Source organism: Ruegeria sp. J8 (assembly GCF_056531925.1).
Genome location: NZ_JBQFMR010000007.1, coordinates 164,559 through 179,914 on the forward strand (window position 1 = coordinate 164,559; position 15,356 = coordinate 179,914).

At 59.0% G+C, this 15,356-nt stretch carries 19 protein-coding genes; 13 read left to right on the forward strand and 6 right to left on the reverse strand.

The features are described from left to right. Positions 1-16: 16 nt before the first annotated feature. From coxB to ACR0L1_RS15850, 11 genes are all read left to right on the forward strand, one after another. Positions 17-928 carry a cytochrome c oxidase subunit II gene (gene coxB / locus ACR0L1_RS15800; protein ID WP_480859776.1) on the forward strand — a complete coding sequence of 304 codons (912 nt, stop codon included), beginning with the start codon at positions 17-19 and terminating at the stop codon, positions 926-928. Positions 929-1,001: 73 nt separating this feature from the next. After that, on the forward strand, positions 1,002-1,958 hold the full coding sequence (gene cyoE, locus ACR0L1_RS15805) for a heme o synthase (RefSeq protein WP_170769994.1): 957 nt from the start codon (positions 1,002-1,004) through the stop codon (positions 1,956-1,958). Further along, positions 1,955-2,116, forward strand: a complete 162-nt coding sequence (locus ACR0L1_RS15810) for a hypothetical protein (protein ID WP_170769995.1) — start codon at positions 1,955-1,957, stop codon at positions 2,114-2,116. Before cyoE ends, ACR0L1_RS15810 begins: the two co-directional genes overlap by 4 nt. Beyond that, positions 2,116-2,691: a cytochrome c oxidase assembly protein gene (locus ACR0L1_RS15815; protein WP_170782862.1), complete on the forward strand. Its 576-nt coding sequence runs from the start codon at positions 2,116-2,118 to the stop codon at positions 2,689-2,691. The genes ACR0L1_RS15810 and ACR0L1_RS15815 overlap by 1 nt, the downstream gene beginning before the upstream one ends. A gap of 22 nt (positions 2,692-2,713) precedes the next feature. Continuing rightward, entirely contained in the window at positions 2,714-3,529 is an 816-nt protein-coding gene (locus ACR0L1_RS15820; protein WP_170769997.1) for a cytochrome c oxidase subunit 3, read from the forward strand. Positions 3,530-3,684: 155 nt separating this feature from the next. Beyond that, positions 3,685-4,362, forward strand: coding sequence for an SURF1 family protein (locus ACR0L1_RS15825; protein ID WP_480859779.1), 678 nt, complete (start codon positions 3,685-3,687; stop codon positions 4,360-4,362). Then, positions 4,359-5,747 carry a threonine synthase gene (gene thrC / locus ACR0L1_RS15830; protein WP_170790400.1) on the forward strand — a complete coding sequence of 463 codons (1,389 nt, stop codon included), beginning with the start codon at positions 4,359-4,361 and terminating at the stop codon, positions 5,745-5,747. The genes ACR0L1_RS15825 and thrC overlap by 4 nt, the downstream gene beginning before the upstream one ends. Further along, positions 5,744-7,006 (forward strand): M16 family metallopeptidase, encoded by a 1,263-nt coding sequence (locus ACR0L1_RS15835; RefSeq protein WP_170790401.1) that lies wholly within the window; start codon positions 5,744-5,746, stop codon positions 7,004-7,006. Before thrC ends, ACR0L1_RS15835 begins: the two co-directional genes overlap by 4 nt. Continuing rightward, on the forward strand, positions 7,006-7,590 hold the full coding sequence (locus tag ACR0L1_RS15840; protein WP_170770610.1) for a GNAT family N-acetyltransferase: 585 nt from the start codon (positions 7,006-7,008) through the stop codon (positions 7,588-7,590). The genes ACR0L1_RS15835 and ACR0L1_RS15840 overlap by 1 nt, the downstream gene beginning before the upstream one ends. A 102-nt stretch (positions 7,591-7,692) precedes the next feature. Next, entirely contained in the window at positions 7,693-8,511 is an 819-nt protein-coding gene (locus ACR0L1_RS15845; protein ID WP_480859780.1) for an MBL fold metallo-hydrolase, read from the forward strand. 38 nt (positions 8,512-8,549) lie between these two features. After that, entirely contained in the window at positions 8,550-9,965 is a 1,416-nt protein-coding gene (locus ACR0L1_RS15850; RefSeq protein ID WP_480859782.1) for an FAD-binding oxidoreductase, read from the forward strand. 34 nt (positions 9,966-9,999) lie between these two features. Here ACR0L1_RS15850 and ACR0L1_RS15855 read toward each other — a convergent pair whose 3' ends face one another. From ACR0L1_RS15855 to ACR0L1_RS15865, 3 genes are all read right to left on the reverse strand, one after another. Continuing rightward, entirely contained in the window at positions 10,000-10,479 is a 480-nt protein-coding gene (locus ACR0L1_RS15855) for a fasciclin domain-containing protein (protein WP_170770003.1), read from the reverse strand. A gap of 170 nt (positions 10,480-10,649) precedes the next feature. Continuing rightward, positions 10,650-11,189 (reverse strand): adenine phosphoribosyltransferase, encoded by a 540-nt coding sequence (locus ACR0L1_RS15860; protein WP_170770004.1) that lies wholly within the window; start codon positions 11,187-11,189, stop codon positions 10,650-10,652. A gap of 80 nt (positions 11,190-11,269) precedes the next feature. After that, on the reverse strand, positions 11,270-11,404 hold the full coding sequence (locus ACR0L1_RS15865; RefSeq protein WP_480502776.1) for a hypothetical protein: 135 nt from the start codon (positions 11,402-11,404) through the stop codon (positions 11,270-11,272). A gap of 97 nt (positions 11,405-11,501) precedes the next feature. Here ACR0L1_RS15865 and ACR0L1_RS15870 point away from each other — a divergent pair, with 97 nt between their 5' ends. Then, the gene (locus ACR0L1_RS15870; RefSeq protein ID WP_170770005.1) at positions 11,502-11,684 is read left to right on the forward strand and encodes a hypothetical protein; all 183 of its coding nucleotides are present in this window, start codon (positions 11,502-11,504) and stop codon (positions 11,682-11,684) included. Here the strand turns inward: ACR0L1_RS15870 and ACR0L1_RS15875 are convergent. Together ACR0L1_RS15875 and ACR0L1_RS15880 are read right to left on the reverse strand one after the other, a co-directional pair. Beyond that, on the reverse strand, positions 11,681-12,310 hold the full coding sequence (locus tag ACR0L1_RS15875; RefSeq protein WP_170770006.1) for a LysE family translocator: 630 nt from the start codon (positions 12,308-12,310) through the stop codon (positions 11,681-11,683). The two genes, ACR0L1_RS15870 and ACR0L1_RS15875, sit on opposite strands and share 4 nt — an antisense overlap. Positions 12,311-12,362: 52 nt before the next feature. Next, positions 12,363-13,379 carry a DUF418 domain-containing protein gene (locus ACR0L1_RS15880; protein ID WP_480859784.1) on the reverse strand — a complete coding sequence of 339 codons (1,017 nt, stop codon included), beginning with the start codon at positions 13,377-13,379 and terminating at the stop codon, positions 12,363-12,365. Between the two features lie 241 nt (positions 13,380-13,620). Here ACR0L1_RS15880 and ACR0L1_RS15885 point away from each other — a divergent pair, with 241 nt between their 5' ends. Continuing rightward, positions 13,621-14,478, forward strand: a complete 858-nt coding sequence (locus ACR0L1_RS15885) for an alpha/beta hydrolase (RefSeq protein WP_480859786.1) — start codon at positions 13,621-13,623, stop codon at positions 14,476-14,478. 3 nt (positions 14,479-14,481) lie between these two features. On the opposite strand, the gene ACR0L1_RS15890 is transcribed toward ACR0L1_RS15885, so the two are convergent. Further along, on the reverse strand, positions 14,482-15,354 hold the full coding sequence (locus ACR0L1_RS15890; protein ID WP_170770009.1) for an S-methyl-5'-thioadenosine phosphorylase: 873 nt from the start codon (positions 15,352-15,354) through the stop codon (positions 14,482-14,484). Positions 15,355-15,356 lie beyond the last annotated feature (2 nt).

Below are 15,356 nucleotides of genomic sequence, written 5' to 3' on the forward strand. Positions count from 1 at the left end.
ACGATCAGGACAGAACATGAAGAATGCTTTGATGCTTTCGGGCTTTATGACAGCCCTCTCCAGCCTTCCGGCCATGGCTCAGGAGCTTGAGATTATTGGCAAACCGGTTGATGGTGGTATGGGCTTCCAGCCCGCCGTGACCGAGCTGGCCACCGGAATTCAGCGGCTGGACGGGATGATTCTGGTGATCATCACCGCGATCTGTCTGTTCGTGGCTGGTCTGCTGATCTATTGCATCGTGCGCTACAATGAACGCTCGAACCCTGAACCTGCGCGGTTCTCGCACTATACCCCGGTTGAGATCGCGTGGACGCTGGGCCCGATCCTGATTCTGGTCTTTATCGGTGCATTCTCGCTGCCGGTTCTGTTCAAACAGCAGGAAATTCCCGAAGGCGACGTGGTGATCAAGGTTGTCGGCAACCAATGGTACTGGACCTATGAATACGTCGACCACGACTTTGCATTCGACAGCTACCTGCTGGGCCATCCGGCCACGCTGGACGAAGGTGCACGCCCGGCGGATGCCGATGTGACCCCGTTTGTTCTGGATGATGCAATGCGCGCCAAGCTGGCAGATGCCGGTTACAGCGATGATGAGTGGCTGCTGGCCACCGACACCGCTGTTGTCGTGCCCGTGGGCAAGGTCATCGTTATGCAGGTCACCGCGTCCGACGTGATTCATTCGTGGACCATCCCGTCCTTTGGCGTGAAGCAGGACGGTGTGCCCGGTCGTCTGGCCGAGCTGTGGTTCCAGGCCGACAAGGAAGGTGTGTACTTCGGACAGTGTTCGGAACTGTGTGGCAAGGACCATGCCTATATGCCGATCACCGTCAAAGTGGTCAGCGAAGAAGCTTATGAGGAATGGCTGCAGGGTGCTCTGGAAGAGTATGCAGGTCAGCCTGACTCCTATCAGGTTGCCTCGAACTAAGCCCTTTGCGGCCTAGGTTTTAACAAGTGGGCTGCGCGGGGATCGCGCAGCTTTTGCCCCCAAAGGACCGGACATGAGCGACGCAAGCATCAATGCCAGCCAAGTGACCGCCTCGGCGCACGCGGATGAGGCCAGCTTTGGCGATTATTTCGCCCTGCTGAAGCCGCGCGTGATGACACTAGTCGTGTTCACGGCCTTGGTGGGTCTGCTGGCAGCACCGGTGCCGGTGCATCCTTTTGTCGGGTTCTGTGCCATTCTTTTCATCGCCATCGGCGGCGGCGCGTCTGGCGCGCTGAACATGTGGTGGGATGCGGATATTGATCGGGTGATGAAACGCACCAAGGGTCGACCGATTCCGGCGGGTAAAGTGCAGGAAGGCGAAGCGCTGTCGTTGGGATTGGCGCTGTCGGGCCTGTCGGTGATCATGCTGGGGCTGGCGACCAACTGGTTTGCTGGTGCGTTTCTGGCGTTCACCATCTTCTTCTACGTCGTCGTCTACACGATGTGGCTGAAACGCTCGACGCCTCAGAACATTGTGATCGGTGGCGCGGCAGGGGCCTTCCCGCCGGTAATCGGGTGGGTCGCGGCCACGGGCACGATGTCGATTGAGCCTTGGCTGATGTTCACCCTGACCTTCATGTGGACCCCGCCGCATTTCTGGGCGTTGGCGCTGTTCATGCGCTCGGACTATGACGACGCAGGCGTGCCGATGCTGACCGTGACTCATGGCCGCCGCGCGACGCGCAGGCATATCCTGGTTTACACGGGCCTTCTGGCGCTGCTGGCTGTTGGAACGGCATTCTCGGGCATTGGTGGTCCGGTCTATCTGACCGTCGCTATAGTGATGAACGCCTTGTTCCTGCGCGGTGCATGGGCAATTGCGCGCCGGACCGAGGACGACTCGGAAGCAGATAATTTCAAGGTCGAGCGGTCGTTCTTCAAACTGTCCCTGCTGTACCTTTTCCTGCACTTCGGCGCGATTCTGGTCGAAGCGTTGCTGAAACCCTATGGGCTGGGAGGCTGGTCATGAGCCTGCGCAAAAGCCACGAACTGCACGAACGTCGTTTTAGTCGCAATCTGGGCGTAGGCCTGACGCTGGCGGCGTTCATCGTGATAATTTTCGGTCTGACGATCGTCAAAGTCTCGGGCACCGATTTCAACATGGCGAAGCAAGAGGTACAGAACTGATGGCGCTGTCTGGTCCTCAAAAGACGGTTGTTCAAACTGTGGGCGTCGTGGTGCTGATGGGCAGCCTCGCCTGGGCTGCGGTGCCGTTTTATGACTGGTTCTGCCGCGTCACCGGGTTTGGCGGCACCACAGGTGTGGCTGAAGCCGCGCCCGAGGATATTCTCGACCGCACCGTCACCGTCCGCTTCGACGCGTCAAAGGCCAAGGACATGGCGTGGGAGTTCAAACCGGTCGAACGTGAGATGGAAGTACGCATCGGTGAGAACGGGTTGGCCTTTTACGAGGCTTATAACCCGACGGACCGACCAATTGCGGGGCAGGCATCCTACAATGTCGCGCCCTATTCGGCCGGCGGCTATTTCCAGAAAATCGCCTGTTTCTGCTTTGAAGAACAGGTCCTGCAGCCCGGCGAGCGGGTTCAGATGCCGGTAAGCTTTTTCGTCGATCCTGAGATGGTCGAGGATCTGGAAGCGAAATATGTGCATACGATCACGCTGTCGTATACATTCTACGAAATTGACCTGCCCGAGGGCTATGCCGCCCTTGATGCGCAGGCTGATACAAACACGAACTAATGCCTTTAGGTGAGGGACGCTGATGGCACACGCTAAAAACCACGATTATCACATTCTGGCCCCGTCGATCTGGCCGCTGATCGGCGCCGTTGGCGGCTTTGTGATGCTGTTCGGAGCCGTCCTGTGGATGCACGGCGTCACGTCGTTCATGTTCTGGATGGGTCTGGTTGCCGTTCTATACACCATGTTCGCTTGGTGGTCCGAAGTGGTGGCCGAAAGCCGCGCGGGCGACCACACGCCGGTGGTGCGCATCGGCCTGCGCTATGGCTTCATCCTGTTCGTGATGTCCGAAGTGATGTTCTTTTTTGCCTGGTTCTGGTCGTTCTTCAAACATCGCATGTATCCGATGTACGACTATGCCGGAACCGAGTACATCCAGCCCGATATCCATGCGGTTGACCCGTTCCACCTGCCGCTGATCAACACCTTGGTCCTGTTGCTGTCGGGTTGTGCGATCACATGGGCGCACCACGCTCTGGTTCACAACAACGACCGCAAGGCGTTGGTGCAGGGTCTGGCTATCGGTATTGTGCTGGGTATTGCGTTCACCGGCTTGCAGGCGTTCGAGTATTATGAGCTGCTGGCGCATGAAGGCTGGGAATTCGGTGGCGACCAGTTCTATTCGAACTTCTTCATGGCAACCGGTTTCCACGGCGCGCATGTGATCATCGGGACGATCTTCTTGAGTGTCTGCCTGATCCGAGCACTGAAGGGCGATTTCACACCTGAAAAACACGTGGGATTTGAGGCCGCCGCTTGGTACTGGCACTTTGTGGACGTCGTCTGGCTGTTCCTTTTCTTTGCCGTTTATATCTGGGGTCAGGCTCCGCTGTTCTGATCCGCTCAGATAGGTAAATTGCAAAAGCCGCCCCGAGGGGCGGCTTTTTCTCGATCGGGGGCGCAAGATTGCGCCCCATACAATTGCGTGGTTGCAATCGGGATTACGCTGCCCTTAACAAGACGCCGGTTTCTGTAACAAGGTTTCACCTGACTATGCGCCGCATTTTGTTCCTGCTGATCTTCGGGCTTGCCGGTCTGGGCGTGCTGCTGTCGCTGGGCGTCTGGCAGGTGCAGCGTTTGGCCTGGAAAGAAGGCGTTCTGGCCGAGATCGACTCGCGCATAGCAGCAGATCCTGTGGACCTGCCGCCGAGCGTTTCCGAAGACACCGACAAATACCTGCCGGTGACAATCTCGGGCGATATGGAGCCGTGGGAGATCCACGTTCTGGTCTCGGTCAAGCAGGTCGGGGCGGGCTATCGGATCATCCAGTCGTTCAGCACCGAGGATCGGACTATTTTGGTGGATCGCGGCTTTGTGCCCACCACGGCGAAACTGGTCGAGCGACTGACCGGGCCAATGACCGTAACCGGCAACCTGCATTGGCCGGATGAGATCGACAGCTACACGCCCGAACCCGATATTGACGACAACATCTGGTTTGCCCGCGATGTGCCCAATCTGGCCGCCGTGCTTGGAGCCGAACCGATCCTGCTGATCGCGCGGTCGGAAACCGACCCCGGCATCACGCCTCTGCCGGTCGATACAGCGGGAATTCCAAACGATCACCTACAATATGCAATCACATGGTTTGGTCTGGCTCTGGTCTGGGCCGCAATGACCGGTTATTTCCTGTGGCGCAACCGCGCCCCTGCACAGAGTGAAGAGCAATGAAATATATCTCGACCCGTGGCCAAGCGCCGGAACTGACCTTTGAAGAGGCGATGCTGACCGGCCTTGCCCGCGATGGCGGTTTGTACCTGCCCGCTGAGATTCCGGTGATGAGCCATAATGAGATCGCCGCTCTGGCCGGTCTGCCCTATGAAGAGATCGCGTTCCGTGTGATGTGGCCCTATGTCAGCGGCTCGTTCACCGAGCAAGAGTTCAAGGACATCATCACCCGTGCTTACGAAGGCTTCGGCCATGACGCCCGCGCGCCCTTGAAGCAGCTGAACGAGAACCACTTCCTGCTGGAACTGTTCCATGGCCCTACGCTGGCCTTCAAGGACTTTGCCATGCAGCTGATCGGCCAGCTGTTCCAGGTTGCGCTGAAGCGGCGCAATGATCGTGTGACCATCGTGGGGGCGACCAGTGGCGATACAGGCTCGGCCGCGATTGAGGCGTTCCGGGGGCTGGACGCGGTGGATGTGTTCATTCTGTTCCCCCATGGTCGTGTCTCTGAGGTGCAGCGCCGTCAGATGACGACGCCCGCCGACAGCAACGTGCATGCGCTGGCCGTGGATGGCGATTTTGACGATTGTCAGGCCGCGCTGAAAGATATGTTCAACGATTTCGATTTCCGCGACGGGGTGAAGCTGGCCGGGGTGAACTCGATCAACTTTGCGCGGGTGCTGGCGCAGATCGTGTATTACTTCTCGGCGGCTGTCAGTGTGGGGGCACCGCATCGCAAGGTCAGCTTTACCGTGCCCACCGGCAATTTTGGCGATATCTTCGCGGGCTATCTGGCCAAACGCATGGGGCTGCCCATTGATCGTCTGGTTGTGGCGACCAACCAGAACGACATCCTGCATCGCTGCCTGTCGGGCGAGGGGTATTTCAAGGGCGACACTATCCCGTCGATCAGCCCGTCGATGGACATTCAGGTCAGCTCGAACTTTGAACGGGCGCTTTACTACGCATATGGCGAGGATGGCAGCGCCGTGGCGCAGTTGATGGATGAGTTGAAACGCGGGGGTTTCAACGTCAGTCAGGGCGCGATGGAGGCCCTGCGCGAAAGCTTCGACTCGGGACGTGTGTCCGAGGATGAAACGCTGACGACAATCAAACACACGCTGGCCCACAGTGCCGAACTGGTCTGCCCGCACACTGCCGTTGGAATTAAGGTCGCCGAAGAACAACGCGCAGTGGCGGTTCCGATGATCACTCTGGCCACCGCCCACCCGGCGAAATTCCCGGCAGCGGTCGAGAAGGCAAGCGGGGAACATCCGCCTCTTCCATCCCGCATGTCTGATCTGTATGAACGTCCGGAACGGGTGACACGGATTGCCAATGATCTGGGTGCCCTCGAGGATCATATCAAAGGGCATATCGCCGAGTGACTGTCAGACAAGACCAGCTGAAGAACGGATTTCGGATCGTCAGTGAGAACATGCCGGGGCTGCAATCTGCGGCCATCGGCATCTGGGTGACCGCGGGTGCGCGGAACGAGCGGATCGAACAGAACGGCATTGCGCATTTCCTTGAGCATATGGCGTTCAAGGGAACCGAGCGACGTTCGGCTTTGCAAATCGCCGAGGCGATCGAGGATGTGGGCGGCTATATCAACGCCTACACCTCGCGCGAGGTGACGGCCTATTATGCGCGTGTTCTGCAAGATGACGTAGCGCTGGCGATGGACGTGATCGGCGACATCGTTCTGAACCCCATCTTCGACCCGCGCGAGATCGAGGTCGAGCGCGGCGTGATCCTGCAAGAGATCGGTCAGGCTTATGACACGCCCGACGACGTGATTTTCGATTGGCTGCAAGAGCAGAGCTATCACGACCAACCTCTGGGCCGTACCATTCTGGGACCGTCCGAACGGGTCAGCGCGTTTTCGCGCGAGGACTTGTCGGGTTTCGTGGCTGAACACTATGGCCCTGAGCAGATGATCCTATCTGCGGCTGGCGCCGTGGATCATGACGCGCTGATGAAAATGGCCGAAGAGATGTTTGGCCATCTGCAACCGCGCAAGGGGTTGATTGCAGAAGCCGCGAAGTTCACCGGCGGCGAAGCGCGACAGGAGAAAGAGCTAGAACAGGCGCATTTTGCGCTGGCGTTGGAAAGCCCCGGCTACCGTGATGATGCGATCTATACCGCGCAGATTTACTCGACCGCTTTGGGTGGGGGTATGTCATCGCGCTTGTTCCAGGAGGTGCGCGAGACACGCGGGCTCTGCTATACGATCTTTGCGCAAACCGGGGCCTATGCGGATACCGGAACGACCACGATCTATGCAGGTACGTCAGCCGATCAGATAGGCGAGCTGGCGACGATCACAATCGACGAGATGAAGCGCGCTGCCGAAGATATGAGCCCCGAAGAGGTCGCCCGTGCGCGTGCGCAGATGAAGGCCGGAATGCTGATGGGGCTTGAAAGCCCCTCGAACCGGGCTGAGCGTCTGGCGCGGTTGGTGCAGATTTGGGGCCGGGTGCCCTCGCTTGAAGATACCGTGGCCAAGATTGATGCGGTCAGCACCGAGGACGTGCGTGCCTTTGCCGAAACCATGGCGATACAGGCCCCGGCGGCGCTGGCGCTGTATGGTCCGGTCTCGGGCGCGCCCACATTGGCGGAATTGCAGGAGAGGCGCGCGGCGTGATGCTTCTGGGCCGACGCAAGCTGAAACTTGAGACAGCGCGCCTCAGCCTGCGCCCGCCGGTGCATTCCGATTTCAACGACTGGGCGGCGCTGCGGCGGGCCTCAAAAGAGTTTCTCACTCCGTGGGAGCCGATCTGGGCCAAGGACCACCTAAGCCGCAAGTCTTTTACCAACCGGGTTTATTGGGCGCAGCGCTCGGTCGCGAGCGGGACGGCGATACCGCTGTTTCTGTTCCGGCGCGAGGATGACCGGCTGGTCGGCGCGATCACGCTGGACAATATTCGGCGGGGTCCTGCGCAGGCGGGAACGCTGGGGTATTGGACCGGGCAGGCCTATGCGCGGAACGGCTATATGCGCGAGGCGATCGGGGCAGTTGTGCATCATGCCTTTACGCGCTTGGATCTGAGCCGGATCGAGGCGGCGTGTTTGCCCGAAAACAAGCCCTCGCGCGGGTTGCTGGAGCGGTCAGCCTTCAAATATGAGGGCGTGGCGCAATCCTATTTGCAGATCAATGGACGTTGGCGGACGCATGTTCTGTATGCGTGCCTGCGGTCGGACCGTCGCGGCAGGACCGACGCGGGCTAGGGGGCTCTGCCCCCGTCGCGGCAAGCCGCGCCTCCCCCGAGGTATTTTTGAACAGAAGAACAAGGGGCATGACTTGCGGCGCATCTGCGCTAGTATCGGGTTATGCGCTGGGTGGTTGCGATATTGTTGGTGATTTCGGGTGGGGCTGCGGCGCAGGAGCGGCGGCCAAGCCATTGTATTGCCATTGCGGATGCCGCACCTGGAATTGAGTATGTTCACAAAGCCGCCTGGACGGACCCGGTGCCGCAGTTTTCGGTGCGGATCAGCTATGTCGCCCATGCCTCGTTTCTGATTCAGACGCGGGGCGGGTTGAATGCGGTGACGGATTTCACAGGGTTTATTGGCAGTGCCGATCTGATCCCGGATGTGGTCACGATGAACCATGCTCATAGCACCCATTGGACGGCGCATCCCGACCCGGCGATTCCGCATGTCTTGCCCGGTTGGGGGGAGTTCGGGCAGGGGATCGAGCATCATCTGGATTTGGGTGAGATGCTGGTGCGCAATGTCTCGACCGACATTCGTTCGGTCTATGGCGGGGTTGAGGAGCGCGGAAACTCTATCTTTGTTTTCGAAATCGAGGGGCTGTGCATTGGCCATCTGGGGCATTTGCATCATGTCCCGTCGGACGAACAATTCGCAGCCTTGGGGCGGCTGGACGTGGTCATGGCCGCGGTAGATGGGGGCACGACCATGCCTCTGCCCGAGATGATTGAGGTGCTGAAGCGGTTGAAAAGCTCGGTCATTATTCCGATGCATTGGTTTTCGGGCTTTTCGCTGGACCGGTTTCTGGTCGATATCCGGGATGAGTTCCCGGTTGAGCGGGATGGTATCTCGGAATTGACTGTGTCGCTGCGCACATTGCCGGATCGGCCGACGGTGGTGGTGCTGGAGCCTCAATATCTGATCGAGCTTGAATAGGGCTTGCCGGGTCCGGCGGAGTTGGTCAAGGAATGCCTATGAGACTGAATCCTGCTAACCAAACCTTTGCTCAATCCATCCGCGACTCTCTGGGCGATGACGTTTTACGTGTTCCCGAGCTGCGATATGCAGAGGAGCCGCGCCGCAGATTTTCAGGACAGGTCGGTCTTGTCGCGGCCCCGCGTCGAACGGAAGAGGTCGCGGCGCTGATACGGTTGGCGTCTGCGGCGTCGATACCGGTTGTGCCTTATGGGGGCGGAACCGGGCTGGTCGGTGGGCAGGTGATGCCTGATGGGCCTGCGCCGCTGTTGATCTCGTTGGAGCGGATGACAGCTATCCGCGCGGTTTATCCGACCGAGAATATTCTGATTGCCGAGGCCGGAGCCGTTCTGGCTGATATTCAAGCGGTTGCCCGGCAAGCAATCCGCTTGTTTCCTCTGTCTCTGGCCGCGGAAGGGTCGTGCCGGATTGGCGGCAACCTTGCGACCAATGCGGGTGGGGTCAACGTCCTGCGCTATGGCAATGCACGCGATCTTTGCCTGGGGCTTGAGGCGGTTCTGCCCAATGGGGAGATCTGGCATGGGCTCAGCCGGTTGCGCAAGGACAATACCGGTTATGACCTGCGCAATTTGCTGATCGGGTCTGAGGGAACGTTGGGGATCATCACCGCGGCATCGCTTAAGCTGTCGCCGTGTCCTGCTGGGGTTGGAACGGCGATGGTGCAGGTCCCGTCGCCCGAAGCTGCCATTGATTTGTTGGCCCTGGCGCGGGATCAGCTGGGGGACGGTGTCAGCACGTTCGAACTGATCCACAGGCAGGGGCTGCACTTTCTGTCCGAGGTGCTGCCGGATGTACGTCAGCCATTTGCATCCCCGCCGGAATGGTCCGTATTGATCGAGATTGGGTTGTTCGGCGATATCGCACCTCAGGAGGCACTTGAGACGCTCTATTCAGCGTCTGAGGCAAGGGGTTTGGTCCGGGATGCCGTGATCGCGCAAAGCGAGGCGCAGCGGGCTGATCTTTGGGCTGTGCGCGAGCGAATCCCCGAGGCGAACCGGCTGATCGGCTCAGTTTCGAGCCATGATATCTCAGTGCCGATCTCGGAAATCCCCGCGTTTATCCGACAGGGGGCAGAGGTTGTTGCCACGTTGGGGCCGTTTCGCATCAACTGTTTCGGTCATCTGGGGGACGGTAATCTTCACTACAACGTGTTTCCCCCGGCAGGGCGTAATCGCTCTGATTTCGATGTGCAGCGGGCCCTGATCAAGCGTGCCATCCACGATCTTGTGCACAAGTTCGGTGGATCGGTCAGCGCAGAGCATGGGATTGGACGGCTGAAGACAGATGATCTGGAACGCTACGGCGATCCGGCCAAGCTGGCTGCAATGCGGGCGATCAAGTCTGTGCTTGATCCCAAGGGGATCATGAACCCCGGGGCTGTTTTGTCGGTATAAGTGCGGCCCGGGTACCCCCGAGCCGCGCGCCGTTTTACGAGGATGGCAGGATCACTTTGTCGATAACGTGGATCACGCCATTCGTCGTTTCGATATCGGCCTGAACGACTGAGGCGTCATTTACCATCACGCCGTTGTCCAGATCGATTGTCACGTCGCCGCCTTGCACGGTCGCAGCCTTCATATCGTCGGACAGATCACCCGACATCACTTTGCCCGGTACCACGTGATAGGTCAGAACAGCGACCAGTTGATCTTTGTTTTCGGGCTTGAGCAGAGACTCAACGGTCCCTTCAGGCAGGGCTGCGAAGGCTTCGTCAGTCGGGGCGAAGACCGTAAATGGACCTTCACCTTTCAAAGTATCCACCAACTCGGCGGCCTGAACAGCAGCGACCAGAGTCTCAAAGCTGCCCGCGCCGACAGCGGTATCCACAATGTCTTTCTTGGCTCCGGCTAAAGCAGCGGTGGCGATCAGGGCGCCGGACACGCCGGCAATTGCGAATTTGCGAAACATGATAAAAGGTTCCCTTGTTGGGATGCCCTTGGTGGCATCAACAGGGGTACGCGCGCTATTCAAAACAGGATCACTGAATATGTTGATGACTTTGACTTGAAGCCGCCAAACTCTGCGCTAAGCCAGCGTAGAACGAATTTTCAACTCACAGCTTTGTGATCAGTTTGCAGTCAGAGACCTTCGAATTCGCACAGGACATGCACATCCATGTCCATCTCCTCCAGCAATTTGCGACCGCCAAGGTCGGGTAGGTCGATGATGAACGCGCAAGAGATGATCTCACCGCCCAATCTCTCGATCAGTTTGATCCCGGCGGCAGCTGTGCCCCCGGTGGCCAGCAGATCATCGACCACCAGGATTTTTTCGCCGGGCTGGATCGCGTCGTCGTGGATCTCAACGATAGCCTCACCATATTCCAGCTTGTAGTCTTGGCTGATCGTCGTGCCGGGTAGCTTGCCCTTTTTGCGGATCGGGACGAACCCGACACTCAGTTGGTGGGCAATCGCGCCGCCCAGAATGAAGCCGCGGGCCTCAAGTCCCACAACCTTGTCAATCCGCTCGCCTGCATAAGGGTGCAGCATCTGATCAATCGCCATGCGAAACCCGCGCGGGTCGGCGAACAGCGTTGTCACGTCCCGGAACATGATCCCTTCATGGGGGAAATCGACGATGGTTCGGATGTAATCCTTGACCGTTTTGTTTCTGGACATGGTAGGACCCCTTTGGCGTCAAAACACGCTGGGCTGTTTGGCCCATTGGGGTCGGTCATGCAAGGATTGATTGAGAGTGTTTATTTATGACGTCCCGCAAGAATGGTCGGGAAGCTTTTATAGCGATACAGCGCCGAGGGCAGCCAAGCTAGGTGAGGTTTGCGCCAGTTGCGCTGGTCTTGCAAAAGAAATGCCTGAGCAGCATGAAGGTTCATTGCCATATTCCTTATTTATTGTTAGGTGCTCGATAACTACAATTTCTATGCGATGTATATACAATGCATCTCGGGAAGAATCAAGACTTTGTCAGGGATGTGCAGCGTGGCCAAGAAAGACGGTAAGGGTTCTACCAAGAAAAACAGTCAGTTGGTCCTGCGTCTGGACAAGGATGAGCGGGACGCTTTTGTCGAACTGTGCAAAGAGTTGGACACTTCGGCCGCCCGCGAAATTCGGCGGTTCATACGCGGCTTCATGAAGGAAAACGCCGAAGACTAGGCTGGACGGCGCAAAACCGCAGTCGCGACACCCATTCCGATCAGGGCCAGCCCTCCGAACCGGGTCATGGCAGTGATCACGCCCGCTCGTCCGATCATCACCCGCAGCCGATCTGCCAGCAGCGCATAGGCTAGCGCGTTCAGCCAAGCGAGTCCGACGAATGTGGCGATCAGGATGATGAATTGCGGGCCCAGAGGGTCCGAGGGGCGCAGGAATTGCGGCACGAACGCAATGAAAAAGGCAATGGATTTCGGGTTAAGCGCCGTCACGGCTGCTGCGTGACCGAACACGCTGCGGGCAGTGACGTCCCGGCTGGTCTCGACGGTGCTCAACCCACCGGATGGGGCGCTGCGCAGCAATTTGATGCCAAGCCAGATCAGATAGGCTGCCCCCACCCATTTCAGGACCGAAAACAAGGTGGCGGAGGCCAGCACCAGTGCGCCTAAGCCCAGCAAAGACGCGGTCATGGCGATCAGATCTCCAACGGCAACGCCAGTGGCCGAGGCCACGGCAACGCTGCGTCCTTTCGACAGAGCATAACTTAGCACCAGCAGGACGGTCGGTCCGGGGATCAGCAACAGTGCAGTCGAGGCAGCCACAAAGGCCAGCCAGAGATCAAGGGACATGGGGGCTCCTGTCAGAATAGTACCGCCAGAAAGCCCTGCGATACCGAGAAGGTCAAGCCGCACGTGGCTGCGTCATGCGACGCATCAGGCCCTCAAGCGGTCCACGCGTGAACCAACGCGACCAAAGCAGGCCCGCCAGTGAAGACAGTATGCAAAAGCCCAGCGCATAGAAGACAATCTGAGCGGGGGAGAGAGAGCCGTCCAGCAGATCTGCTTCCTCTAGCGCGCCCATACCGATCAGGATATGCGCGACATACAGTGTCAGGCTGATCCGCCCCGGCGCTGTCAAAGCTGATGCGGCGCCCAAGCGTTTGAGCTTTGGCCACAGTTTCAGCAGCAGCCCGATCACCACGCAGGCCGATCCGGTTCCGGCGAGGATATAGAATGGTCCGGGCGGAATGGATTCGGTGCCGAGGTAGGCGACCAGGTCAGGGTCCTTGACCAGCATCGAAGGAAACATTGCAAGCACGGCTGCGCCGAACCCCCACATGATCAGGCGGTGTTGGATACAGATCGTGTGGAGTTCTGACCGCCCAATTGCCATGCCAATCAGCAGGAACGCAGCCCATGGCAAAACCGGATGCCAGCCGTTGAAGACCGCGTTGCGCAGAAAACCGGGTAAGGTCCAGAGGTCGTAATACGTCAGGGTCGCCCAGTTCCATCCATTGCTGTAGTCGAAGGTCAGATTGGCCAGTACAGCCAATCCGACGATACCCAGAGCGCCCAACCAAAGGCTTCGCGCCGAGGCGGTCAAAAACGCTGCGCCGACCACAAAATACAATGCGTAGAAATGCAGGATGTCGGCGTCAAACACGTTCATGTTGATCAGCCCCAATCCAAAAAGGAACAAAGCACGCCGCAGCAGCAGAGGGGCCGCGATGTGTGACAGGCTGACGCCGATCCCGGCCAGGATCACGAACAAGGCCGCTGCACGCCCCTCCAGCGCATCGACCAGAGCCGTCGCCCAGCCGCCATCTGGCGCAACCTGCGCCGCGATCCGGAAATTAACCAACACCATACCGCAGAACGCCAAAAACCGGGCTGCGTCCAGTGCCTCTAACCGTTTCATGCTTGTCCTCATAGTTGTCGCCTGCGGTTCTGCTGGGTCTTTGTGGCGCAAGTGCGGCTGCACCCTGTAAACAAATCGCGAGCGGCTGCGCTTGTTTTCAACCTTGACCCTATCCAACCCGCGCACAGGGCGGTATTTCCGCAACAGTCTGAAGATTGCATTAAACCGCGCGGTCGCGCCTTGAAACACAGGGCAGGGTTCCCAGTCTATGAACAGGCAGATTTCAACCGGGAGGAGGCCTATGGCACAGGTGCAAACGGATCATCCGCACAACACGGGGCATGTACTCACAAGCGCGCGGCTCAAAAGGGCGCTGATCTTGTTGGTTGCGATCTGTGCTGCTGTCTATGCCGCGATCCTTGGGTATATGTACGCCAACCAACAATCGCTGTTGTTCAAACCGGGCGAGACGCTACCTGCGCCGGCTACGGTCGGTCTGGCGGATGTCGAGGTGCTTTCACTGCCCATGGCCGATGGTACCCAGCTGGCTGTTTGGACGGCTCCTCCGGCCACAGAAGGCGCGCCTACAGTGCTGTTTTTCCATGGTCAATCCGGCAGCCTGGGGGATCGCGCAGATCGGATGCGTGAAATCCTCAACAGTGGTTTCGGCCTGTTCGCCCCCAGCTATCGCGGCTTTCCGGGTAGTGAGGGCACGCCCTCTGAACCGGCGCTGATCGGCGATGGGATCCAGATGTATGACCGCCTTGCTGCAGCGGGTCACACGGTCGTTCTGCATGGGCAAAGCCTTGGGACCGGCGTTGCCGCCGCCGTGGCCGCGCAGCGCCCTGATGCACGCCTGTTGGTGTTGGAGGCACCGTTCACCGCAACGGTCGATGTCGCAGCTGAACGTTATCCGTTCCTGCCGGTCTCAGCCCTTATGAAGGACCAATTCGCAACCCGCGACCTGATTGATCAAGTCAGCGTGCCAACGCTGATCTTCCACGGCACGGCGGACACGACCATCCCGGTCCACCACGGGCAGTCTCTGGCCGAAATGGCCGGAGACAACGCGCAGCTTTTCATCATTCCCGACGGTATGCATAACGACCTCTGGTCCCACGGCCTATGGGATCAAGTACAACAGGCGCTGATCAATTAGCGGTCAAAGGATCCGCCCGGCCACCGCATCCAGTTTGGCCAGCAGGGCCGGGTCACGTTTTTCCGGTGCTGTCAGAATGGCGTATTCCAACGCACGGTCACATCCATGCGGGCAGGGGGCACGGTCTGCCCCCAAAAGCACGGGCAACCCTTTGACCAGGGCCCTGCCTTTTTCCGCGTTGCCGGTCAGGGTGGCGATAATGGCGGTGACGTCAACCTCGCCGTGGTCAGGGTGCCAACTGTCGTAATCCGTGACCATCGCGATTGAGGCGTAGCACAGCTCGGCCTCGCGGGCGAGCTTGGCCTCAGGCATGTTGGTCATGCCGATCACGTCACAGCCCCAGTGTTCGCGGTACATTTTGGATTCCGCCAGCGATGAGAATTGCGGGCCTTCCATCGCCAGATAGGTGCCACCGCGGTGGATATTGATCCCGGCGGCCTTGCCTGCGGTTTCACACGCATCCGACAGGCGCGGGCAGGTTGGATGGGCCACGCTGACATGCGCCACGCAACCGGTGCCGAAAAAGCTTTTCTCGCGCGCAAAGGTCCGGTCGATGAACTGATCTACGATCACGAAGTCCCCCGGTGCCATATGATCGCGAAACGACCCGCAGGCAGAGACCGAGATCACATCGGTGACACCCAGCCGTTTCAACGCGTCGATATTGGCGCGATAGGGTACCTCGGTCGGAGAGTGCACGTGGCCGCGCCCATGGCGGGGCAGGAACGCCATTGCAACACCGTCCAATGACCCGGTCAGGATCTGGTCTGAAGGGTCTCCCCAGGGCGTCTCGACAGTGATCCATTCTGCATTTTCCAACCCGTCAATGTCGTAGATGCCTGATCCGCCGATGACGGCTATCTTGGTCTGGGTCACGT